Raw genomic sequence first — 21383 nt, forward strand, 5'->3', positions numbered from 1 at the left:
TATTTACATATTTTGTGCTTCGTTTGGCACAATAAGAGAGGCGTGATTCCCTTTCGGCCCTTGTTGCAGCTCAAAATTGACGGCCTGACCTGCTTTCAAGGTCTTGTAGCCCTCCATCTTAATGGTGGAGTAGTGAGCGAAGATATCTTCACCGCCTCCTTCCGGACAGATAAACCCAAATCCTTTTGCGTTGTTAAACCACTTAACTGTGCCGGTTGCCATACTTCTACATCCTTTTATTGATTACCCAGAAGTCGTTGAGTAACCTGCGCCAGCCCATTATAACTAAGGACATGAGCCCGTAGCAGACGGGCACAGATTAGCAAGTAATCAATTTAGTCTAAGTTTTGAGCGAGTCAAGGAGTTGTTAACAGCTGATGTGATCTGGTTAACAAGTCTATTGACAACCTTGTGTTAGACGGTAGTAATCTAGAGGTACCAAAGCGCGATTATGAGCAAGCAGAAAGAACTCTTTGCTAATGAAGAACTAGCAGAGGCAGAGAAAACCAAACTGCAGCCGCCATCCATGTATAAAGTTGTGTTAAACAACGATGACTATACGCCAATGGAATTTGTGGTAGAGGTGCTGCAAAAGTTCTTTGGTATGGATTTGGACAAGGCGACTCAGGTCATGCTGAGCGTGCATTATAGTGGTAAAGGGGTCTGTGGCATGTTTACTGCAGAAATAGCTGAAACCAAGGTAGTCCAAGTCAACACCTATTCACGTAACAACGAACATCCACTGCTATGTACTATGGAAAAGGCTTGAATTCGATGAGTTGATGGCGAGTGTGACACCACATTGCTGCTGTACTAGGGGAGGTGCCTATGTTGAATAAAGATCTAGAAAAGACGCTGAACGAGGCTTTCAAACTGGCCCGTGATGAGCGCCATGAATTCATGACTGTCGAGCACCTGTTGTTAGCCCTTCTGGATAACAGTTCAGCTCATGAAGCGCTGAGCTCCTGTGGTGCCGATATCGAGCTGATGCGCAAGGAGATCCGCGCATTCATCACCCAAACAACCCCGCTTATCCCTCGCGATGACGAAGATCGTGAAACTCAGCCAACCCTGGGCTTTCAGCGTGTGCTGCAACGCGCAGTGTTCCATGTGCAATCGTCTGGCAATACCGAAGTCAGCGGCGCCAACGTGTTGGTCGCCATCTTCAGTGAGCAAGAGTCTCAAGCTGCCTATTTTCTGAAAAAATCCGAGATAAGCCGCCTTGATGTGGTCAATTTCCTCTCCCATGGGGTGCGCAAGGATAGCAAACCGGATATCAGCAGTAACAATAATCCCGAGTCTGATGACGATGTCTCGGCTGCCCAGATAGAAAGCTTTGCCACCAACCTCAACCAGCTGGTGTTGGAGGGACGCATTGATCCGCTGATTGGTCGTGATCAGGAACTCAGCCGGACTATCCAGGTGCTCTGCCGTCGCCGCAAGAACAACCCACTGCTGGTGGGTGAAGCTGGCGTGGGCAAGACTGCCATTGCCGAAGGGTTGGCCTACCGGATCGTCAAGGGCGATGTGCCCGAGGTGATAGCCGGTAGCACCATCTATTCGCTGGATATGGGTTCTCTGCTAGCTGGCACCAAGTATCGCGGCGACTTCGAGAAGCGCCTCAAGGTACTGCTCAAGCAGATTGAGCGTCAGGAAGGTGCCATTCTCTTCATTGACGAGATCCATACCATCATTGGTGCCGGAGCGGCATCCGGTGGGCAGTTGGATGCGGCTAACCTTATCAAGCCGTTACTTTCCAATGGTTTGCTGCGCTGTGTAGGGTCAACCACTTATCAGGAATATGCTCAGGTCTTTGAAAAAGATCGTGCATTAGCGCGTCGCTTCCAGAAGATCGATGTTGTCGAGCCGACGGTGGATGACACCACCCGCATTCTGATGGGCCTTAAAAGTCGCTATGAAGCACACCATGGGGTGCGTTACACCGCCAAGGCGATCCGTGCGGCTGCCGAGCTTTCCGCCAAGTACATTAACGATCGCCACCTGCCTGACAAAGCGATCGATGTGATCGATGAGGCCGGCGCTGGCCAACGGTTACTGCCAGCGAGCAAACGCAAGAAAGTGATCAATGTGCAGGAGATTGAGTCCATTGTGGCCAAGATTGCCCGCATTCCAGAGAAATCAGTCTCCTCCTCTGACAAAGAGGTGCTGAAACACCTGGAGCGTAACCTCAAAATGGTGGTCTTTGGTCAGGACAAGGCTATCGAAGTGCTGGCTGACGCGATCCGCTTGTCACGCTCGGGTCTTGGCAATGAACGTCGTCCGGTAGGTTGCTTCCTGTTTGCAGGCCCTACCGGTGTCGGTAAAACAGAGGTGACCCAACAGTTGGGCAAAGCATTGGGTGTCGAGATGCTGCGCTTTGATATGTCCGAGTACATGGAGCGTCATACTGTTTCACGACTGATCGGTGCGCCACCCGGCTACGTCGGTTTTGAGCAGGGTGGTTTGCTGACCGATGCGGTGATCAAGCATCCCCATTCGGTGGTGTTGCTCGACGAAATTGAGAAAGCACACCCCGATGTATTTAACCTGCTGCTGCAGGTGATGGACAACGGCACCCTGACCGATAACAACGGGCGCAAGGCGGATTTCCGTAACGTCATTCTGGTGATGACCACTAACGCCGGTGTGCAGGAGACCCAGCGCAAATCGATAGGCTTCCAGCAACAGGATTTGAGCCACGATGCCATGGCGGTGATCAACAAGACATTCAGTCCGGAGTTTCGTAACCGGCTTGATCACACTATCTGGTTTAACCACCTGGATATGGCGGTGATCCACCAAGTGGTCGACAAGTTCATTGTTGAGTTGCAGGTGCAGCTGGATGCGAAGGGGGTATCTCTCGAGGTGTCTGAGCGAGCCCGTCATTGGTTGGCAGAGAAGGGATATGACAGAGCCATGGGCGCCAGACCGATGGGTCGGGTTATCCAAGAGCACCTCAAGAAACCCCTGGCCAACGAGATCCTGTTCGGTTCATTAGTTGACGGGGGGATTGTGAAGGTTGAGTTGGTAAATGACAGCCTCAGCTTTGATTTTCAGGTCAATGTTGAAGCTGTTTCCCACTAAGCGTCAGTGATCAGAAAACGACAAAAAACCCCAACCGATAAGGTTGGGGTTTTTTGCTGAATTCCTGGCTTAGCGAGAGCGGAAAACAATACGTCCCTTGGAGAGATCGTAGGGTGTCAGTGCTACCGTTACTTTGTCTCCAGTCAGGATACGAATGTAGTTTTTGCGCATCTTGCCTGAAATATGAGCGATAACCACGTGACCATTCTCCAGTTCCACACGGAACATGGTATTGGGCAGGGTTTCGAGAATAGTGCCCTGCATCTCAATACTGTCTTCTTTAGCCATTGAATCCTCTTGATAAGCCACAACAAAAAACCGCTGGATCATGCCGGATTTAAGGCTATGTGTAAAGTTTACTCGGGCTTGGTGTCGATATTTTTCCATTCCCCCTGAATTAACAGCTCGTGTGGCAGGTAATTACGCTTGTAATTCATCTTGCGGCACGCCTCCACCAGATAGCCGAGATAGAGCCAGCTCCGTCCGGTACGCCTGGCCAGATCGAGCTGACAGAGGATGGCAAAGGTGCCCAAGGAGCGATCGGCGTAGTCCGGGTCGAAGAAGGTGTACATGGCGCTCATGGAGTGGGGCAGCAAATCTGTGGTGGCCACGCCGATCAGGCGGCCCTCCTTGCGCATCTCCAGATAGAGTGGTGGCATCCAGTCACAATGGAGAAAGCCGCGGTACTGGTTGCGGTTGGGGGGATACATGCTGCCATCATGGTGGCGTTCGCGAATATAGCGTTCGTAGAGCTGGTAATACACGGGCTTGTCATCGTAACTCAGGACAAGTTCGATATCTCTGTTGAGCTGGCGGATCCGCTTCTGGCCGCGGCTCGGGCGAAATTGTTCGCTGTGAATACGCAGAGATTGGCATGCGTGACATGCGGAACAGTGGGGACGATAGATGTCGTTGCCACTGCGGCGAAAACCGGCAGTCAATAAGCGCTCGTAGCCGTTGGCATTGAGCAGGTTGTGATCCATGAGCACTAGCAACTGCTCCTGTTCATGGTCCAGATAACTGCAGGGATGCTTGGGGGTCAGCCCTACTTTGAGGATCACTTCTTCAGTCATAAGCTGATCTCTCCCTCTTGCCAGCAGGAAGCCAATAGTGGTTGCTGGCCAAGGCGTGCCAGCTCGGCCAGAAAGCGCGACCTTGGCCACTCCTCGATACCCAGGGTGGCCAGAAACGGGTTCTGAATCTGGCAATCGATGAGGGCACCTCGATGGCGGGCAAAGTGGCGGCAGAGTGCCACCATCGCCAGCTTGGCGCCGTTATCAATCCGGCTGAACATGGATTCCCCGCAAAACAGCCGGCCGATAGAGAGGCCATACAGTCCCGCTTGCAGCTCTCCCTCCTGCCAGATCTCGATAGAGTGGGCATGACCCAGCCGGTGCAATTGTTGATAGGCGTCGATCATGGGTTGGCTGATCCAGGTGCCATCAGCGGTGCGACGAGGGGCGGCGCAGGCGGTGATGACTTCATTAAAGGCGCGATTGACGGAAATATCGAATGGGGTGCGGCGGATAATCTTCTGCAATGTCCGTCCCACATGGAGTTGGTCGGGGCGGATCACCCCGCGGGGATCCGGTGACCACCACAGGGTCGGCTGGTGGGGTTCATTCCACGGGAAGATCCCCTTGTGGTAAGCTGCCAGCAATCTGGCCGGGGAGAGATCTCCGCCGATCGCCAGCAAGCCGTTGGGCTCTTCCAGCGCATGGCTGGGGTCGGGAAACCAGCAAAGCTCATCATCCAGTTGGGTAAGATAGCGAGACATAAGGCAACGAGGTTCATAGATGAAGGCCATTATCCTGATAGTATCCAGCTTGCTCTGCTTTGTCACGGCGCCCGCCGGGGCGGAAGTTTACCAGCGCAATACCGCGCGGCCGGTCAATCAGGTGGTGTTTGGCCAGGTCGAAACGGTGCGCAATATTACCCAGCGCCAGATCCTGGAGTCCGAGCACTCTGGTTGGAAGACGTTGGGCGGTGCTGTGCTCGGTGGTCTGCTTGGCAACCAGTTTGGCGGCGGCCATGGCCGTGAAATTGCCACTGCCGTCGGGGCGCTCGCGGGGGCTGCGGCCGCGCAGCAATACCAGTCAGGGGGAACCGTGGTGGAAAACAAGCTGGTGGAGTTGCTGATCCGCAACGAGCAAAATGCCCTTATCAACGTGATCCAGGATTATGATCCCGCCATGGTCTTTGCCAATGGAGACAAGGTGCGCATTCTCTATTTCGATGATGGGGTGCGAGTCGACAAGACTTACTGAGTTTCGACAGTCATTGCGAGTGGGGAGACTGTGGCAGGAAATGAACCCGCAGACTCTCCTGCTGGAAAGTCTGTCGGGCGGTAATACACGGGACTGATGCCCTGAGGGTTCAGATAGCCGTCTCTTGAGAGACTATCTTGTCGCGACCGGTGTTCTTTGCCTGATAAAGCAGCCGGTCCGCTTCGCTCAGCGCCTCGTCCATGGATACCCGCCCAACGTTGATCACACCGTAACTGGCGCGAACAAATAGCAGGATCTCCGGTGACAGGGGTTGCTGGCGCAACTGCTGACGCAGCCCTTCAAGACGTTTGATCAACACGGGCACGGTACAGTGCGGCACCATCATGGCAAACTCCTCTCCGCCAAACCGGGCGATCATGGCATCGGGGAAGAACTGGGTCAGTAGCCGGGTCAGGTGGCAGAGCAGTTGATCGCCAATGGCATGGCCCCAGTGATCGTTGACCTGCTTGAAGTGATCCACATCGAGCACACAGAGTGCAAGGGGCGTCTGTTGACGCAGATGCTCTTCAAACCACTTCTGCCCTTCGTTGAACCAGTAGCGCCGGTTGTAGAGACCGGTCAGGTAGTCACGATTGGCTGACTCCTGAATGCTGTTGAACTGCTCGAGCGCCTCCAGATTGTGGCTGACCCGACACTGCAGCTCTTCCGGTTCGAACGGCTGGTTGAGAAAGTCGTTGGCGCCTTGCTTGAGGTAGCGAGCAGAGAGACCGCGCTTGTCCGAGACCGAGATCCCGATAATCGCGAGCTGCTGCTTGCTGTAACGCTCTCTCAGCATCCGCACCAGACTGATGCCATCGATATCCGGCATGTAGTAGTCGACCAGTGCCAGTCGAATGGCCGGGTGCTGTTCCAGCATCGCCATCGCTTCACGGGCATGACTTGCCTCATGCACCTGCAACAGCTGTTTGCGCAACTGAGCCATGGTACGGTGACGGGAGGTGCGCGAATCATCGACCACCAGTACTTTGATGGACTGGTTGAGATAGAGGCGGTGCACCAGACTGACGGCATATTGCAGCGAGTGGCGCGAATCCTTCATCACATAGTCCAGCACGCCGGTTTCCAGCCAGGCGGCACGTTTATCCTCGCTGATGTCGGCAGTGAGGATCACCACCGACAAACCTCGAGCCAGCAGCTCGTTCACCGCCTCGCCACGGGGGGCATCCGGCAGGGTGAGATCGACCAGCGCGACCACATACTCCTCTCCCCGGCAGTGACGGGCTCCTTCGAGGGTATCGAAGGCGTCAATTTCGAGGCCAGTCTGCTGGGCAATGGCCTGAGTCAACATACGGCGAATGGTCAGGCTATCTTCGACAATCAATATCTTCTGTTTCATTAGACTCCTTAAATGAAAAAAGGCATACCGACTGGTATGCCTTATATCACATCTGCGCTGGTTTATTGCGCGTCGAGGTAGCGTTCGGCATCGAGGGCTGCCATGCAGCCAGTACCGGCAGAGGTGATGGCCTGACGGTAGTTGTGATCGGCCACGTCACCGGCGGCAAACACCCCTTCAATACTGGTCTGGGTAGCAAAACCATCCAGTCCGCCACGAACGATCAGATAGCCGTTTTTCATCTCCAGCTGACCGTCGAAGATCTGGGTGTTGGGCTGATGACCGATGGCGATGAAAACCCCCATCAATGGCAGCTCGCTGGTGCTGTTGTCCTGAGTGCTGCGCAGACGTACACCGGTGACGCCCATCTGGTCGCCCAGCACTTCATCCAGGGTCTGGTGGGTGTGCAACACGATGTTGCCGCTCTCGACCTTGTCGTGCAGACGCTTGATCAGGATCTTCTCGGCACGGAACTCGTCGCGGCGGTGAATGAGGTGCACTTTCTTGGCGATGTTGGCCAGGTACAGCGCCTCTTCGACAGCGGTGTTGCCGCCGCCGATCACTGCCACTTCCTGATTGCGGTAGAAGAAACCGTCACAGGTGGCACAGGCAGAAACACCGCGGCCCTTGAATGCCTCTTCTGAAGGCAGTCCCAGATACTTGGCAGAGGCGCCGGTGGCGATGATCAGCGCATCACAGGTGTATTCGGCGCTGTCGCCCTTGAGGCGGAACGGACGCTGGGTCAGTTCGACACTGTTGATGTGATCAAACAGTATGCGGGTATCGAACTTCTCTGCATGGGCTTTCATGCGCTCCATCAGCGCCGGACCGGTCAGGCCTTCCGGATCGCCGGGCCAGTTTTCCACTTCGGTGGTGGTGGTCAGCTGACCACCTTGCTGCATGCCAGTGATGAGCAGCGGGTTGAGGTTGGCGCGGGCGGCGTAGACGGCTGCAGTGTAACCGGCCGGGCCGGAGCCCAGGATCAGCAATTTGCTGTGAGTGACTTGGCTCATGATGTAATTTCCGGGATGTGATGAGTTTGCGCGATTGTAGGTAATTCGTGATCCGGGGTCAAAGGCTGGCGAGTCGATTGCATTAATCGTGTACATGAAGGGAGGCGGGGCAAATTCAAGGGATAAAAAACCGCCCATCGCGGGCGGATTTTTACTCATCAATACTGGCGCAGGCCAGCAGAGATCAGTTCAACAGGGTCAGTGCATCCGTATAGGCAAGGCCATGTGCCACGGCAACCTCCTTGCAGGTCAGCTTGCCATCCATCACGTTGAGACCATGGCGCAAATGTTCGTCTGACAGCAGCGCGTCGCGGTAGCCTTGCTGAGCCAGTTTAATGATGAAGGGGAGGGTGGCATTGTTGAGGGCCACGGTCGAGGTACGGGCAACCGCCCCTGGCATGTTGGCGACACAGTAGTGCACCACCTCATCGACGATATAAGTGGGATCCTGATGGGTGGTGGCGTGGGAGGTCTCCACACAGCCGCCCTGATCGATGGCCACATCGACGATGGCAGAGCCCGGCTTCATGCGCGCAATGTGGTCACGGCTGACAAGTTTTGGCGCAGTGGCGCCTGGCACCAATACACCGCCGATGACCAGATCCGCTGCCAGCAGATGGCGCTCCAGGGTCTCGCTATTGGAGTAGACCACCTTGGCTGCTCCCTGAAACTCGTTGTCGAGACGACGCAGTGTATCGATGTTGTTGTCGAGGATGGTGACATCCGCGCGCAGGCCGATGGCCATGCGGGCCGCATTGGAGCCGACCACCCCGCCGCCGATGATCACCACCTTGGCCGGTTCGACACCGGGTACGCCGCCGAGTAACACGCCGCTTCCGCCGCGGGATTTTTCCAGTGCCTGGGCGCCAGCCTGAATAGACATGCGTCCAGCTACTTCTGACATCGGAGCCAGCAGGGGCAGGCCGCCACGGCTGTCAGTGACGGTTTCATAGGCGATACAGATAGCGCCGCTTTGCAGCAGGGCTTCGGTCTGGGGCAAGTCTGGCGCCAGATGCAGGTAGGTGAACAGGGTTTGACCCGGACGCAGCATGGCACATTCGACCGGCTGAGGTTCCTTGACCTTGACGATCATCTCGGCTTTGGCGAAAACCTCTGCGGCAGAGGCCAAAATTTCGGCACCAACAGCAATATAATCTGTATCGCTGAAGCCAATGCCGTTTCCGGCACCGCTTTGGACGAAAACAGTATGGTTTCGTGCTGTCAGTTCACGTACACTGGCCGGAACCATGCCTACGCGGTATTCATGGTTTTTTATCTCTTTAGGTACACCGATAATCATGCTATCCCTCGTCTATCGATTGGTGTTTCATGTTGCCAAAATGTTAATCAACATTTGCGCCTAGTATATTCAGGTATTGACAGGATTTGTGACCATAATTATAAAATGACTGGTGATTCTTACCAAAAAATAGCCAAAGGATGGAATAAAATGATGGAAGCTAAGAGTCGGCTAAAGGATTTGGACAGGATTGACCGCAACATTCTCAATGAACTGCAAAAGGATGGCAGGATTTCGAATGTTGAGTTGTCCAAACGAGTTGGCCTAAGTCCTACACCGTGTCTGGAACGGGTTCGTCGCCTTGAGCGACAAGGTTATATCGAAGGATATGCCGCTATTCTGAACCCTCATTATCTGGATGCATCTCTGCTGGTGTTTGTCGAGATAACCCTTAATCGCGGGGCGCCCGATGTATTTGAACAGTTTAACAAGGCTGTTCAGGTGCTCGAAGAGATCCAGGAGTGTCATCTGGTCTCCGGTGATTTCGACTATCTGCTCAAGACCCGAGTCAGCGACATGTCGGCCTACCGACGCCTGTTGGGTGAAACCCTGCTGCGTCTGCCCGGTGTCAACGACACCCGCACCTATGTGGTGATGGAAGAGGTCAAGCAGAGCTGTCGTCTGGTGATCAGCACCCGATAAAGCAGGTTATGCCGTGGTGTATTGTCCATATGAGGCACCATGACAGTCAGAAACGAGCGGCCGGTCCGCTCGTTTCTTCTTGTAAAGAGAAGTGCAAATATAGCCCCGTCCCATCAGGCATTGGCTGACAATCGGTGGGCTTTTCGGGGATACTAGGCCCCCTATTTCCTGCATTACATGTTTTCAGAAAGGAGCCGGAGTTTGGCCGATAAAAAGCTGTTTACTCCTTTATCAGGTACACAACGGATCTTCGAAGCCGTCTTGATCGCCATCACCCTGATGGCCGCGTATCTTCTGCTTGCCCTGTTGTCCTATCATCCCGCCGATCCCGGCTGGTCCCAGACCTCCTGGCAGGGGGAGGTGAAGAACCTCTCCGGCAGCGCCGGAGCCTGGCTCGCCGACATCACCATGTTCACCTTCGGTGCTTTTTCCTATCTGGTGCCGCCGCTGGTGGTATTGCTGGGCTGGAGCTTGTTCTGGCGCCCCAGCCGCTTGCTTGAGGTGGATTACCTCACCCTGGGGGTGCGGATCATCGGCTTTATCCTGACCGTGCTCGGCATGTCGGCCATTGCCAGCATGAACTTCAACGATATGCAGAATTTCTCCGCCGGTGGTCTGGTGGGGGATGTGATCGCCTCTGCGGTGGTGCCGCTGTTTGGCGGTGTCGGGGCCAACCTGATGCTGCTCTGCTTCGTGGCAACCGGCATTACCCTGTTTACCGGCTGGTCCTGGCTCACCATTGTCGAGCGGATCGGTGCGACCTGCACTGGTTCGGTCAGCGCGATTTACCACTTCCCGACCACCCTCGGCCGCTGGTTGACTGGCGGCTGGCGTCAACCCCGCAACGAGGGGCCGGATCCCTTGCTGGAAGGCGGGGTAGGGACCATCGAGTTTGATGACGAGGAAGATGAGCCCCACAGCAGCTGGACTCGTCGACCCAAGGCCAAGGATCAGAAGGCGGTCGCTGAAGAGTGGTTGCCGGAGCTGGACGACGATACCTTCGAGTTCGATCCGCAATTTGATGATGAAGATGACGAGCCAGCCCCTGCTGCCAGGCCCAAGCGCGCGGTGGCTGCCGCTAATGGTCGCCGTCAGCCGGTACTGGCTGTGGCCGATGATGACGATGAGGATGAGCTGGATCTGCCCTGGGCAGAGGGGCACGAAGATGTCCCTGCACCCGCCGCCGTCACACCGGGCAAACCCAAGCGCCGCCCTCAGCCTGCCATGGCTCCTTTGCCAAGCATTGAGCTGCTCGATCGCCCGCCTGCCAAGACCCAGATGATGAGCAAGGACGAGCTGGATCGTATGGCTCGTCTGGTTGAGGCCAAGCTGGCCGATTACAACGTGCAGGCCAAGGTGGTCGGCGTCTATCCAGGCCCGGTCATCACCCGTTTCGAGCTGGACTTGGCGCCGGGCATGAAGGCGAGCAAGATCACCAACCTGTCGCGGGATCTGGCCCGTTCCCTCTCGGCCAGCAGTGTGCGGGTGGTGGAAGTGATCCCGGGCAAGACCTTCGTCGGTATCGAACTGCCCAACCGGGTGCGCCAGACGGTTTACCTGCGCGAAACCCTCGATTGCGATGCATTTCACGATAGCCATCACCCTCTTTCCATGGGTCTGGGTCAGGACATCGCAGGGGAGCCGGTGGTGGTGAACTTGGCCAAGATGCCACACCTGCTGGTGGCCGGTACCACAGGTTCCGGTAAGTCGGTGGGGGTCAACACCATGATCATCTCGATGCTCTACAAGTCATCCCCCGATGATCTGCGCTTTATCATGATCGATCCCAAGATGCTGGAACTGTCGGTCTACGAAGGGATCCCGCATCTCCTGACCGAGGTGGTGACCGACATGAAGGACGCCGCCAACGCCCTGCGCTGGTGTGTGGGCGAGATGGAGCGTCGCTACAAGCTGATGTCGGCAGTCGGGGTGCGTAACCTCAAGGGCTACAACGACAAGGTGTTGGCAGCGGCCGCCGCAGGTGAGCCTTTGCGTGATCCGCTGTGGCGTCCGGGTGACTCCATGGATCAGATAGCGCCGGAGCTGGAGAAGCTGCCCCACATCGTGGTGGTGGTGGACGAATTTGCCGACATGATGATGATCGTCGGCAAGAAGGTGGAAGAGCTGATTGCCCGGATTGCCCAGAAGGCACGAGCGGCCGGTATTCACCTTATTCTGGCGACCCAGCGCCCGTCGGTGGATGTCATTACCGGTCTTATCAAGGCCAACATCCCGACCCGCATCTCGTTCCAGGTATCGAGCAAGATCGATTCCCGCACCATTATCGATCAGGGCGGTGCTGAATCTCTGCTCGGTATGGGTGACATGCTCTACATGCCAGCCGGTACCTCCAACCCGACCCGGGTGCACGGCGCCTTTGTCGATGATCACGAGGTGCACAAGGTGGTGGCAGACTGGAAACTGCGCGGCGAGCCAAATTATATCGAAGAGATCCTCGCCGGTGAAAGCAGTGATGGTGGCAGCAGCGAGTTTGGCGGCGGTGGCGATGAAGAGCTTGATCCCTTGTTCGACGAAGCGGTCGCCTTTGTGGTGGAGTCCCGCCGTGGCTCGACCTCCAGCGTCCAGCGCAAGTTCAAAATAGGTTACAACCGGGCGGCTCGTCTCATCGAGCAGATGGAGAATCAGGGCATCGTCAGCTCACCGGGTGGCAATGGTCAGCGCGACGTGCTGGCACCGCCGCCGGTGCGGGACTAAGCCTCACCGTTTCATACAATCCCTGGCCATGCCCTCCACGGGCGTGGCCTTTTATCGAGAGCGTCTTTATGAAGAGCGTGATGAAAAAACAACTGTTGATGGGTACCGTGCTGCTGATGGCCAGTAGCCAGGTGTGGGCCGATGCGGCCAGCGATCTCAAGCAAAAGCTGGCAGATGTCAGCCTCTTCTCCGCCAAGTTTGCCCAGACCGTCTATGACAGCAAGGGCAAGGAGCTGCAAAAGGCCAGCGGCGATCTGCTGGTACAGCGTCCCAATCGTTTCAACTGGCACACAACCTCACCGGACGAGAGCCTGATCGTGGCCGATGGTCAGGATGTGTGGGTTTATGATCCCTTCGTCGAGCAGGTTACCGCTCTCAAGCTGAAGGATGCGGTACTCAATACCCCCTTCATTCTGATTGCCGGTAATGACGACAAGTTTTGGAAGAACTATGACGTGACCCAGCAAGGGGATGTCTATACCGTCACCAGCCGCAACAAGGACGAGCTGATCGCCTCCTTCCGCGTCACCTTCGATCGGGCCAACAACATCAGCCGTTTCGATGTGAAAGAGGCGCAAGGGCAGTGGAGCGAATTCACCCTGAGCAGCTTCAACCGCAAGCCTGTGCTCAAGGGCAACGAATTTGTGTTCAAGATCCCGAAGGGGGTTGAGCTGGACGACCAGCGCTAATGAGCACGCGGTCGTTGGATTGCTCGCCACTGCGTCTGTCAAAGACGGGTGGCGTGACGCTGGGTGGTCAATACAGATGAGTAACCTCTTATTGGATTTCTCGTCGGACCGTTTTTCCATGGCGGTATCCATGATACGGAACGGTCAATACAGATGAGCAACTTGTCGCTGGATTTCTCATCGGACTTTCGTCCGCTGGCGGCCCGGATGCGGCCGCAAAACCTCGACCAGTATATCGGTCAGCAACATATCCTGGGGGCTGACAAGCCCCTGCGCAAAGCGATCCTGGCGGGGCACTGCCACTCAATGATCCTGTGGGGGCCGCCCGGCACCGGCAAGACCACCCTGGCGGAGCTGATGGCTCACTACTGCCAAGCGGAAGTGGAGCGGCTCTCTGCGGTCACCTCCGGCATCAAGGAGATCCGCGCCGCCATCGACAAGGCGAAGGAGAACAGCTGGCGCGGGGTGCGCACCATACTGTTCGTGGATGAAGTGCACCGCTTCAACAAGAGCCAGCAGGATGTGTTCCTGCCTCACATCGAAGATGGCACCATCACCTTTATCGGTGCCACCACTGAAAATCCCTCGTTCGAACTCAATAACGCGCTGCTCTCCCGGGCCCGGGCCTATCTGCTCAAGCGGCTGGAGGAGCGCGACATTCTCGCCATGATCGATCAGGCGATGCAGGACCCCCGTGGTCTCAATGATCCGGCGCTCGCCTTTGCCCCCGGCGTCAAAGAGGCGCTGGCCAAGGCGGTGGATGGGGATGGGCGCAAATCCCTCAACTATCTGGAGCTGTTGGCCGATATGGCCGAGCAAGATAGCAGCGGTCACAAGCAAATTGACAGTGCCCTGCTCGCCGCCGTGGTGGGGGAGCATGTGGCCCGCTTCGACAAGGGGGGGGATCACTTCTACGACCTCATCTCGGCGGTGCACAAGTCCATTCGCGGCTCGGCGCCGGATGCGGCGCTCTACTGGTATGCCCGCATGGTGAGTGCCGGTTGCGATCCGCTCTATATTGCCCGCCGCTTGCTGGCGATTGCCTCGGAAGATGTGGGCAATGCCGATCCGCGCGCCATGCAGGTGGCCCTGTCGGCCTGGGATTGCTTCCATCGGATCGGTCCGGCGGAAGGGGAGCGCGCCATCGCCCAGGCGATCGTCTATCTCGCCTGCGCGCCGAAAAGCAATGCGGTCTATACCGCCTGGAAGGCGGCACTTAATGATGCCAAAAACCTGCCGGACTTCGAGGTGCCACCCCATCTTCGCAACGCGCCCACCAAGCTGATGAGCGAGCTGGGCTACGGCGCCGAGTACCGCTATGCCCATGACGAACCGGGCGCCTATGCCGCGGGCGAGGACTATCTCCCACCAGAACTGGCTGGCAAGCAGTACTACCAGCCGACCGATCGCGGCCTTGAAAAGCAGATCGGCCAGAAGCTCGATTATCTTCATGAGCTGGATCGGCAGAGCCCGCAGCAACGGGGCAAATAGCCCCTTTGTTACCTCGCATGGCTGAAAATTGGTCAGGCGTTTGAATATGCAGGGCGGTGTGCGTGCCAACGTCGGTAAAAACGACACAAATAGTCCCTGTTCGGGCGGGGGGGCGGTCTGCTACACTGCCCATCCGACCCCGTTTGTCTTGGCCTTGCGCCATCTTCCTGATTTCGAAGGCCTGATTGTTAAGGCCCGATCCTGAAGACGATTGGGGTGCGCCAACCGATGTTAACTTCCGGATCTGTTTCCCAGCCCGTCATGATGACTCAGGCCCAGATCCCATTTTAAAAAAAGTAGGTAAACCATGCTGGATCCCAAATATCTGCGCAGCGATATCGAAGAGGCTGCCGCTCGTCTGGCGACACGTGGCTACGTTCTGGACGTAGTGGCTGTCAATGCTCTGGAAGAGAAACGCAAGGATCTGCAGTCCCGCACTCAGGAGCTGCAGGCTGAGCGCAACGCCCGCTCCAAATCCATCGGTGAAGCTGCCCGTCGTGGTGAAGATGTTGCCCCGCTCAAGGCCATCGTTTCCAAGATCAACGACGAGCTGGAGACCAGCAAGGTCGAGCTGGATACCCTGCTGGCCCAGCTGAAAGCCATTGCCGATGCGATCCCGAACCTGCCGAGCGAGACCACCCCGGTTGGCCGTGACGAGAATGACAACGTGGAAGCACGTCGCTGGGGTACCCCGCGCGAGTTCAGCTTCCCGGTACGCGACCATATCGATCTGGGCGAAGCGGCCAAGGGCGTTGACTTCAAGAACGGCGTCAAGCTCTCCGGTACCCGTTTCGTGGTGATGAAGGGTCAGATTGCCCGTCTGCACCGCGCCCTGGCCCAGTTCATGCTGGACCTGCACACTCTGCAGCACGGCTACACCGAGTGCTACGTGCCTTATCTGGTGAACCCGGACAGCCTCTATGGCACTGGTCAGTTGCCAAAATTTGCTCAAGACCTGTTTAACACCGGTATCGAGGGCGAAGGGGAAGAAGAGGGCAAGGTGCGCAAGTTCTCGCTGATCCCGACCTCTGAAGTACCGCTCACCAACATGGCCCGTGACGAGATTTTTGACGCGCAAGAGCTGCCGATCAAGATGACCGCTCACAGCCCCTGCTTCCGTTCTGAAGCCGGTTCCTACGGTCGTGATACCCGTGGCCTGATCCGTATGCACCAGTTCGACAAGGTCGAGATGGTTCAGCTGGTTCACCCGGAGCAATCCTGGGAAGCGCTGGAAGAGATGGTCGGCCACGCCGAGAAGGTACTGCAACTGCTGGAGCTGCCGTATCGCGTGATGGCGCTCTCCACTGGTGACATGGGCTTCTGCGCCTCCAAGACCTACGATCTGGAAGTGTGGCTGCCGGCCCAGAACACCTACCGCGAGATCTCCTCTGTCTCCAACTGCACCGACTTCCAGGCGCGCCGCATGCAGGCTCGCGTGCGCATCGACGGCAAGCCGCAGCTGCTGCACACCTTGAACGGTTCCGGTCTGGCGGTGGGTCGTACTCTGGTTGCCGTGATGGAGAACTACCAGCAGGAAGATGGCCGCATCGCCATCCCAGCTGCGCTGCAATCCTACATGGGTGGCCTGACCCACATCGGGTAAGCTCACGCTGCTGACCACAACGCCATGGCATTGCCATGGCGTTGTGCATTCTGGCGCCGGCCACCTGTTTTAGTGGTCAAAAAAATCGGCTGTTCGGCACCGCTTTGAACAGTTAACACAATTTTATCAAGCAATGCGCAATCGTTTTTGTTAGACTGCGCCGCAATTTCGCAGGACATCTTTTTCTATGGTCTGGATTGATTACACCATCATCGGCATCGTCGGTTTTTCTGCTCTCATCAGCCTGGTGCGCGGCTTCGTCAAGGAGGCCATGTCTCTTGTCACCTGGTTTATCGCCTTCTTTATTGCCAGCCATTTCTATCCCGATCTCGCCGTCTATTTCACTTCGTTCTCCGATGCCATGGTGCGCAATGGGCTGGCTATTGCGGCCTTGTTCGTCGCGACCCTGATCCTGGGGGGAGTGGTGAACTACGTAGTGGGGTTGCTGGTTGAAAAAACCGGGCTCTCTGGCACCGATCGGGTGCTGGGGGTCTGCTTCGGTGCAATTCGCGGGGTACTGATTGTCAGTGCCCTGTTGTTTTTTATGGATACCTTCACCAGCCTCTCCCAGAGCGACTGGTGGGTGGCGTCCAAACTGGTGCCGGAGTTCAAACCGGTGATCCAGTGGTTTTTCGGGTTCATGTTGAACTCATCAAGCTTTCTTCAACAGGTACAGTGACTTCGAGGTAGCAAAGACATGTGCGGTATTGTCGGTATAGTTGGCACCACCCCCGTCAATCAGGCCCTCTACGACGCCTTGACGGTGTTGCAGCACAGGGGACAGGATGCCGCCGGGATCGTGACCATTGATAGTGGAAACTTCCGGCAACGCAAGGCCAATGGCCTGGTGAAGGATGTGTTTGAAGTGCGTCATATGCAGCGTCTGCAGGGGAACATTGGCATAGGTCATGTCAGATACCCCACCGCAGGCAGTTCCAGTGCCGCGGAAGCCCAACCTTTTTATGTGAACTCTCCCTATGGCATGGTACTGGCCCATAACGGCAACCTCACCAACGCCAAGGATCTCAAAGAGCAGCAGTTCAAGGTTGCCCGCCGTCACATCAATACCACCTCTGATTCGGAAGTGTTGTTGAATGTGCTGGCCCACGAGCTGGATCTTTGCGACAAGATGGCCCTGCGTCCCGAAGATATCTTCGCTGCGGTGCGCAGAACCCATCAGCAGATCCGCGGCGCTTATGCGGTGGTCTCGCTGGTGATTGGTCATGGCCTGATTGGTTTTCGCGATCCCAACGGCATCCGCCCGCTGATCCTCGGTCGTCGTCAGGACGAGCAAGGGCATCTGGAGTACATGCTGGCCTCCGAGAGCGTGGCACTCGATGCCATCGGTTTCGAGACGGTGCGGGATATTGCACCGGGTGAAGCCATCTACATCACCGAGCAGGGCCAGCTCTTCTCCGAGCAGTGTGCGGAGAATCCGCAGATGAGTACCTGCATCTTCGAATATGTCTACTTTGCTCGTCCTGACTCGTGCATCGACAAGGTGTCAGTGTATGCCGCTCGTCTCAACATGGGTCGCAAGCTGGGTCAGAAGATTGCCCGCGAATGGGAAGATCTCGACGTCGATGTGGTTATCCCCATCCCCGAGACCTCCTGTGACGTGGCACTGGAAATAGCCCACACCCTCAACCTGCCATACCGTCAGGGCTTCGTGAAGAACCGCTACATCGGCCGTACCTTCATTATGCCGGGCCAGACCCAGCGCAAGAAGTCGGTACGTCGCAAGCTCAATGCCATTGGTTCCGAATTCAAGGGCAAGAAGGTATTGCTGGTGGATGACTCCATCGTACGTGGTACCACCTCCGAGCAGATCATCCAGATGGCCCGTGAAGCGGGTGCCGCCAAGGTCTACTTCGCCTCGGCCGCGCCGGAGATCCGTTTCCCCAACGTCTACGGTATCGACATGCCCACCGCCAACGAGCTGATCGCCCATGGCCGTGAAGTGGAAGAGGTGTGCGCGCTGATTGGTGCCGATGGCCTGATTTTCCAGGATCTGGAAGATCTGGAAGAGGCGGTGCGAGAGCTCAACCCGGATCTGCGTCACTTCGAAACCTCGGTGTTCAACGGCCATTACGTCACCTCCGACGTGGACCAATCCTATCTGGATCACCTCAATGCCCTGCGCAACGATGACACCAAAGCGGTGCGTGAGTGGCAGGAAGGCACCAGCAATCTGGAAATTTTTAACGAAGGAAGTTAAACGTTTTCGCTGGCGGTGCTTGAGATGGGGGCTAAGGCCCCCATTGTTATGTCTGCTCGGGGGGATGGCAAAAGTAGTGCACATGAGATTGAAAAGTAAGCACTTATTTTGTTGGATATGGGCATGTCAGGCCGGATCCGTTAGCATAGAGGCCAACCTGTATGACCGATACGCTTTTAACCGACGAGAGTTGTGATGGACGATCTGCTAGCCCCTGTGCGCCAGTTTCTGCAGTGCGAGACCCCGGATGAGTGGGTCGAGATGGCGCGGGATCCTGCCCGTTTGCCGACCCTGCTCATCGATCACGCCAACTGCGAGACCAAGGCCGCGCTCACTGCCCACAGTCTGGTGCGCCGCTACTGCCTGCCCAAGGGCAAGCGTCATCTGCTGCCCAAACTGGAGTTCTATCGCGAGCTGGATGCCATCCCGGAGAAGGCCGAGATCCTGGGCAAACGCAGCATGGGGGAGTCTGATCGCACCGTCTTTGCCGAGCTGGAACGCAACCCGCTGCTGTTTCCCATGGTGCGGCTCATTCAGGAGGAGCTGCATCATTTCGAGCAGGTGCTGGAGATCATGCAGGCCCGCGGCATCGAATACGGGCCGGTGACGGCCTCCCGTTATGCCCGCCAATTGATGCAGCATGTGCGCACCCATGAACCGGCCACCATTGTCGACAAGATGATCATCGGCGCCTACATCGAGGCGCGCTCCTGCGAGCGGTTTGCCAAGCTGGCGCCCCATCTGGATGAAGAGCTGAGCCGCTTCTATATCTCTTTACTGCGCTCCGAGGCGCGCCACTATCAGGATTACCTGAACCTGGCCGAACAGTATGCGGGAGAGGATATCAGCGAGCGGGTGGCGTTCTTTGGCAAGCTGGAAGCCGAGCTTATCTGCTCGCCGGATCCGCAGTTCCGGTTCCATAGCGGCCTCCCTGTCACATCTGACAGTTGTTGACGCACAGGGGGCAAACTACGATTGCTCTGTTCCTACTACGAGCGACAAGTAGTTATTTTTGAGCGCAATTCCCGGCCCTGAGCCGGGATTTTTTTATCGCGAGCCTGCTGACAGCCAATTGGCTCACTCTGCGTAAACCCTCATTATTTTTGCGCATCTTCCTGACGGTGAAATCCTGGTCGGTCAGCGGACAATAATGGTGAGAAACTGCTCACTCAGGCGGCTCGAGCTTGTAGAAACGGGCGAAACCGTGTACTTTTTTGCCTTCGCAATATTTGAATAACCAATCAATAGGAGCGTGTATGCGCATTGTTCTGTTGGGGGCTCCGGGCGCCGGCAAAGGTACTCAGGCTCAGTTCATCATGGAAAACCACGGTATTCCCCAGATCTCCACCGGCGACATGCTGCGTGCAGCAATCAAGGCGGGCACCGAGCTTGGTCTGAAAGCCAAAGCTGTGATGGACGCAGGTCAGCTGGTCTCTGACGACATTATCATTGGTCTGGTCAAAGAGCGTATTGCTCAAGCAGATTGCGTGAAAGGCTTCCTGTTGGACGGTTTCCCGCGCACCATTCCCCAGGCGCAAGCCATGAAGGATGCCGGTGTCGTGGTTGATTTCGTGCTGGAGTTTGCTGTGCCGGACGAAGAGATCGTCAAGCGCATGAGCGGCCGTCGCGTTCACTCCGGCTCCGGCCGTACCTACCACGTGGTGTTCAACCCGCCGAAAGTGGAAGGCAAGGATGACGTGACCGGCGAAGATCTGGTGATCCGCGCCGACGACGAAGAGACCACAGTGCGCAAGCGTCTGGATGTATACCATCAGCAGACCGCGCCGCTGATCGGTTTCTACGGCAAAGAGGCTGAAGCAGGCCACACCCGTTACGTCAAGATCGACGGCACCCAGCCGGTTGATCTGGTCAGCAAGCAGCTTGCCACCATTCTGGGCTGATCTTTGCTGTCGGTACAGCGTCTCTGTGCCATCAGGTAAATGAAGAAAAGGCCCCCTCGGGGCCTTTTTTGGTTAATGACAGATAGACAGGAAGCCAATGTGACCACGAAAACCGGAATATTGCTGGTCAATCTGGGTACCCCAGCCGCGCCGACCACTGCCGCCGTTAAAGCGTTCCTCAGCCAGTTCCTGCACGATCCCCGGGTGGTGGACTTGCCCCGTTACCTCTGGTGCCCGCTGCTGCACTTCATCATCTTGCCGACGCGCTCCCCCAAAGTGGCCAAGCTCTATCAGCAGGTGTGGACCGAGCAGGGCTCACCGCTGATGGTGATCAGCAAGCAGCAGCGCACCGCGCTGGAGCAGGAGCTCAAGCGGGAAGGGCTCGAGGTGCCGGTGGAGCTGGCCATGACCTATGGTTCCCCGTCAGTGAATGATGGCTGGCAAGCTCTCAAGGCCAAGGGGGTCAACCGGGTGATCCTGTTGCCGCTCTATCCGCAATATTCGGTTAGCACCACGGCATCGGTGTTTGATGCGTGGGGGCGGGCGATGAAGAAAGAACGCAATCTGCCGGTAGTGCGGCTGATCCGTGATTATCACGCCCATCCTGAATACATTCAGGCGCTGGCCATGAGCGTGCGCCGTCACTGGGAGCAACACGGCCAGGGTGAGCATCTGCTGATGTCATTCCACGGTATTCCCGAGCGTTATGAGAACGAAGGCGACCCCTATGGCCACCAGTGCCGCAGTACCGCAGCCCTGCTGGCCGAGGCGCTCGGGCTGGCGGCGGGGCAATGGACAGCCAGCTTCCAGTCCCGCTTTGGCAAGGAGGAGTGGCTCAAGCCTTACACCGATGTGACCATCGAAGGGTTGCCTGCGAGTGGGATCAAGCGGCTCGATGTGATCTGCCCGGCGTTTTCCGCTGATTGCCTGGAAACCCTGGAAGAGATCCAGGTGCAGAACCGGGAGATTTTCATGGAAGCGGGTGGCGAACAATTTGAATATATTCCGGCACTCAACAGCGATCAGGCCCATATCAGGATGATGGTCTCTCTGATCTGCCGCGAGCTGGCCTGAGTGAACCTTGCAATAGCAGGAGTGACAAG

21 protein-coding genes are annotated in these 21383 nt (G+C 56.7%); 13 read left to right on the forward strand and 8 right to left on the reverse strand.

Going from position 1 to position 21383, the window contains the following annotated elements; all coding sequences use genetic code 11:
* Window positions 1-3 precede the first annotated feature (3 nt).
* Window positions 4-222, reverse strand: a complete 219-nt coding sequence (gene cspD, locus CK911_RS05535) for a cold shock-like protein CspD (protein ID WP_042023999.1) — start codon at window positions 220-222, stop codon at window positions 4-6.
* Between the two features lie 229 nt (window positions 223-451).
* Here cspD and clpS point away from each other — a divergent pair, with 229 nt between their 5' ends.
* Both clpS and clpA read left to right on the forward strand, forming a co-directional pair.
* On the forward strand, window positions 452-769 hold the full coding sequence (gene clpS, locus CK911_RS05540; protein WP_042023997.1) for an ATP-dependent Clp protease adapter ClpS: 318 nt from the start codon (window positions 452-454) through the stop codon (window positions 767-769).
* Window positions 770-828: 59 nt separating this feature from the next.
* Complete coding sequence (clpA, locus tag CK911_RS05545; protein ID WP_042023996.1) at window positions 829-3084, forward strand: ATP-dependent Clp protease ATP-binding subunit ClpA; 2256 nt, start codon at window positions 829-831, stop codon at window positions 3082-3084.
* 69 nt (window positions 3085-3153) lie between these two features.
* Here the strand turns inward: clpA and infA are convergent, their stop codons facing one another.
* From infA to aat, 3 genes are all read right to left on the reverse strand, one after another.
* The gene (gene infA / locus CK911_RS05550) at window positions 3154-3372 is read right to left on the reverse strand and encodes a translation initiation factor IF-1 (protein WP_005300033.1); all 219 of its coding nucleotides are present in this window, start codon (window positions 3370-3372) and stop codon (window positions 3154-3156) included.
* A 68-nt stretch (window positions 3373-3440) separates the two neighbouring features.
* The gene (locus CK911_RS05555) at window positions 3441-4157 is read right to left on the reverse strand and encodes an arginyltransferase (RefSeq protein WP_098969262.1); all 717 of its coding nucleotides are present in this window, start codon (window positions 4155-4157) and stop codon (window positions 3441-3443) included.
* Window positions 4154-4861 carry a leucyl/phenylalanyl-tRNA--protein transferase gene (gene aat / locus CK911_RS05560; RefSeq protein WP_098969263.1) on the reverse strand — a complete coding sequence of 236 codons (708 nt, stop codon included), beginning with the start codon at window positions 4859-4861 and terminating at the stop codon, window positions 4154-4156. Before aat ends, CK911_RS05555 begins: the two co-directional genes overlap by 4 nt.
* A 19-nt stretch (window positions 4862-4880) precedes the next feature.
* Between aat and CK911_RS05565 the strand changes: the two genes are divergently transcribed.
* On the forward strand, window positions 4881-5351 hold the full coding sequence (locus CK911_RS05565) for a glycine zipper 2TM domain-containing protein (protein ID WP_005337104.1): 471 nt from the start codon (window positions 4881-4883) through the stop codon (window positions 5349-5351).
* A 109-nt stretch (window positions 5352-5460) separates the two neighbouring features.
* On the opposite strand, the gene CK911_RS05570 is transcribed toward CK911_RS05565, so the two are convergent.
* The 3 genes from CK911_RS05570 to ald all read right to left on the reverse strand — a co-directional run bounded on the left by CK911_RS05570 (window position 5461) and on the right by ald (window position 9021).
* Window positions 5461-6708, reverse strand: coding sequence for a diguanylate cyclase (locus CK911_RS05570; protein WP_098969264.1), 1248 nt, complete (start codon window positions 6706-6708; stop codon window positions 5461-5463).
* A 62-nt stretch (window positions 6709-6770) separates the two neighbouring features.
* Window positions 6771-7721 carry a thioredoxin-disulfide reductase gene (gene trxB / locus CK911_RS05575; protein WP_098969265.1) on the reverse strand — a complete coding sequence of 317 codons (951 nt, stop codon included), beginning with the start codon at window positions 7719-7721 and terminating at the stop codon, window positions 6771-6773.
* Between the two features lie 184 nt (window positions 7722-7905).
* The gene (gene ald / locus CK911_RS05580) at window positions 7906-9021 is read right to left on the reverse strand and encodes an alanine dehydrogenase (protein WP_098969266.1); all 1116 of its coding nucleotides are present in this window, start codon (window positions 9019-9021) and stop codon (window positions 7906-7908) included.
* 150 nt (window positions 9022-9171) lie between these two features.
* Here ald and lrp point away from each other — a divergent pair, with 150 nt between their 5' ends.
* From lrp to serS, 5 genes are all read left to right on the forward strand, one after another.
* Window positions 9172-9663, forward strand: a complete 492-nt coding sequence (gene lrp, locus CK911_RS05585) for a leucine-responsive transcriptional regulator Lrp (protein ID WP_042023989.1) — start codon at window positions 9172-9174, stop codon at window positions 9661-9663.
* A gap of 201 nt (window positions 9664-9864) precedes the next feature.
* On the forward strand, window positions 9865-12378 hold the full coding sequence (locus CK911_RS05590; protein WP_098969267.1) for a DNA translocase FtsK: 2514 nt from the start codon (window positions 9865-9867) through the stop codon (window positions 12376-12378).
* An 80-nt stretch (window positions 12379-12458) separates the two neighbouring features.
* Window positions 12459-13067, forward strand: a complete 609-nt coding sequence (gene lolA / locus CK911_RS05595; protein ID WP_042024083.1) for an outer membrane lipoprotein chaperone LolA — start codon at window positions 12459-12461, stop codon at window positions 13065-13067.
* Window positions 13068-13220: 153 nt separating this feature from the next.
* Entirely contained in the window at window positions 13221-14558 is a 1338-nt protein-coding gene (locus CK911_RS05600) for a replication-associated recombination protein A (protein WP_098969268.1), read from the forward strand.
* A gap of 307 nt (window positions 14559-14865) precedes the next feature.
* Window positions 14866-16161, forward strand: a complete 1296-nt coding sequence (gene serS / locus CK911_RS05605; protein WP_098969269.1) for a serine--tRNA ligase — start codon at window positions 14866-14868, stop codon at window positions 16159-16161.
* 2 nt (window positions 16162-16163) lie between these two features.
* On the opposite strand, the gene CK911_RS21115 is transcribed toward serS, so the two are convergent.
* The gene (locus CK911_RS21115) at window positions 16164-16340 is read right to left on the reverse strand and encodes a hypothetical protein (protein ID WP_157774535.1); all 177 of its coding nucleotides are present in this window, start codon (window positions 16338-16340) and stop codon (window positions 16164-16166) included.
* 8 nt (window positions 16341-16348) lie between these two features.
* Between CK911_RS21115 and CK911_RS05610 the strand changes: the two genes are divergently transcribed.
* The 5 genes from CK911_RS05610 (at window position 16349) to hemH (ending at window position 21354) form a co-directional block, all read left to right on the forward strand.
* Window positions 16349-16840, forward strand: coding sequence for a CvpA family protein (locus tag CK911_RS05610; RefSeq protein ID WP_042023984.1), 492 nt, complete (start codon window positions 16349-16351; stop codon window positions 16838-16840).
* 18 nt (window positions 16841-16858) lie between these two features.
* A complete protein-coding gene (gene purF / locus CK911_RS05615) occupies window positions 16859-18379 on the forward strand; it encodes an amidophosphoribosyltransferase (protein ID WP_042023983.1) in 1521 nt (506 codons plus the stop codon).
* Window positions 18380-18574: 195 nt separating this feature from the next.
* The gene (locus tag CK911_RS05620) at window positions 18575-19333 is read left to right on the forward strand and encodes a tRNA-(ms[2]io[6]A)-hydroxylase (RefSeq protein WP_098969270.1); all 759 of its coding nucleotides are present in this window, start codon (window positions 18575-18577) and stop codon (window positions 19331-19333) included.
* A 302-nt stretch (window positions 19334-19635) separates the two neighbouring features.
* Complete coding sequence (gene adk / locus CK911_RS05625; protein ID WP_042023979.1) at window positions 19636-20280, forward strand: adenylate kinase; 645 nt, start codon at window positions 19636-19638, stop codon at window positions 20278-20280.
* A 99-nt stretch (window positions 20281-20379) separates the two neighbouring features.
* On the forward strand, window positions 20380-21354 hold the full coding sequence (gene hemH / locus CK911_RS05630; RefSeq protein ID WP_172953968.1) for a ferrochelatase: 975 nt from the start codon (window positions 20380-20382) through the stop codon (window positions 21352-21354).
* The last annotated feature ends 29 nt before the right edge of the window (window positions 21355-21383 follow it).

The organism is Aeromonas sp. CU5 (genome assembly GCF_002586745.1).
Lineage (GTDB): Bacteria > Pseudomonadota > Gammaproteobacteria > Enterobacterales > Aeromonadaceae > Aeromonas > Aeromonas sobria.

Coding starts and splice junctions, on each gene's coding strand:
- CK911_RS05565 (WP_005337104.1), top strand. CDS start 4,881: ATGAAGGCCATTATCCTGATAGTATCCAGCTTGCTCTGCTTTGTCACG.
- cspD (WP_042023999.1), bottom strand. CDS start 222: ATGGCAACCGGCACAGTTAAGTGGTTTAACAACGCAAAAGGATTTGGG.
- clpS (WP_042023997.1), top strand. CDS start 452: ATGAGCAAGCAGAAAGAACTCTTTGCTAATGAAGAACTAGCAGAGGCA.
- adk (WP_042023979.1), top strand. CDS start 19,636: ATGCGCATTGTTCTGTTGGGGGCTCCGGGCGCCGGCAAAGGTACTCAG.
- aat (WP_098969263.1), bottom strand. CDS start 4,861: ATGTCTCGCTATCTTACCCAACTGGATGATGAGCTTTGCTGGTTTCCC.
- CK911_RS05555 (WP_098969262.1), bottom strand. CDS start 4,157: ATGACTGAAGAAGTGATCCTCAAAGTAGGGCTGACCCCCAAGCATCCC.
- lolA (WP_042024083.1), top strand. CDS start 12,459: ATGAAAAAACAACTGTTGATGGGTACCGTGCTGCTGATGGCCAGTAGC.
- serS (WP_098969269.1), top strand. CDS start 14,866: ATGCTGGATCCCAAATATCTGCGCAGCGATATCGAAGAGGCTGCCGCT.
- CK911_RS21115 (WP_157774535.1), bottom strand. CDS start 16,340: ATGTCCTGCGAAATTGCGGCGCAGTCTAACAAAAACGATTGCGCATTG.
- CK911_RS05620 (WP_098969270.1), top strand. CDS start 18,575: ATGGACGATCTGCTAGCCCCTGTGCGCCAGTTTCTGCAGTGCGAGACC.
- CK911_RS05610 (WP_042023984.1), top strand. CDS start 16,349: ATGGTCTGGATTGATTACACCATCATCGGCATCGTCGGTTTTTCTGCT.
- CK911_RS05600 (WP_098969268.1), top strand. CDS start 13,221: ATGAGCAACTTGTCGCTGGATTTCTCATCGGACTTTCGTCCGCTGGCG.
- ald (WP_098969266.1), bottom strand. CDS start 9,021: ATGATTATCGGTGTACCTAAAGAGATAAAAAACCATGAATACCGCGTA.
- lrp (WP_042023989.1), top strand. CDS start 9,172: ATGATGGAAGCTAAGAGTCGGCTAAAGGATTTGGACAGGATTGACCGC.
- CK911_RS05570 (WP_098969264.1), bottom strand. CDS start 6,708: ATGAAACAGAAGATATTGATTGTCGAAGATAGCCTGACCATTCGCCGT.
- infA (WP_005300033.1), bottom strand. CDS start 3,372: ATGGCTAAAGAAGACAGTATTGAGATGCAGGGCACTATTCTCGAAACC.
- clpA (WP_042023996.1), top strand. CDS start 829: ATGTTGAATAAAGATCTAGAAAAGACGCTGAACGAGGCTTTCAAACTG.
- purF (WP_042023983.1), top strand. CDS start 16,859: ATGTGCGGTATTGTCGGTATAGTTGGCACCACCCCCGTCAATCAGGCC.
- trxB (WP_098969265.1), bottom strand. CDS start 7,721: ATGAGCCAAGTCACTCACAGCAAATTGCTGATCCTGGGCTCCGGCCCG.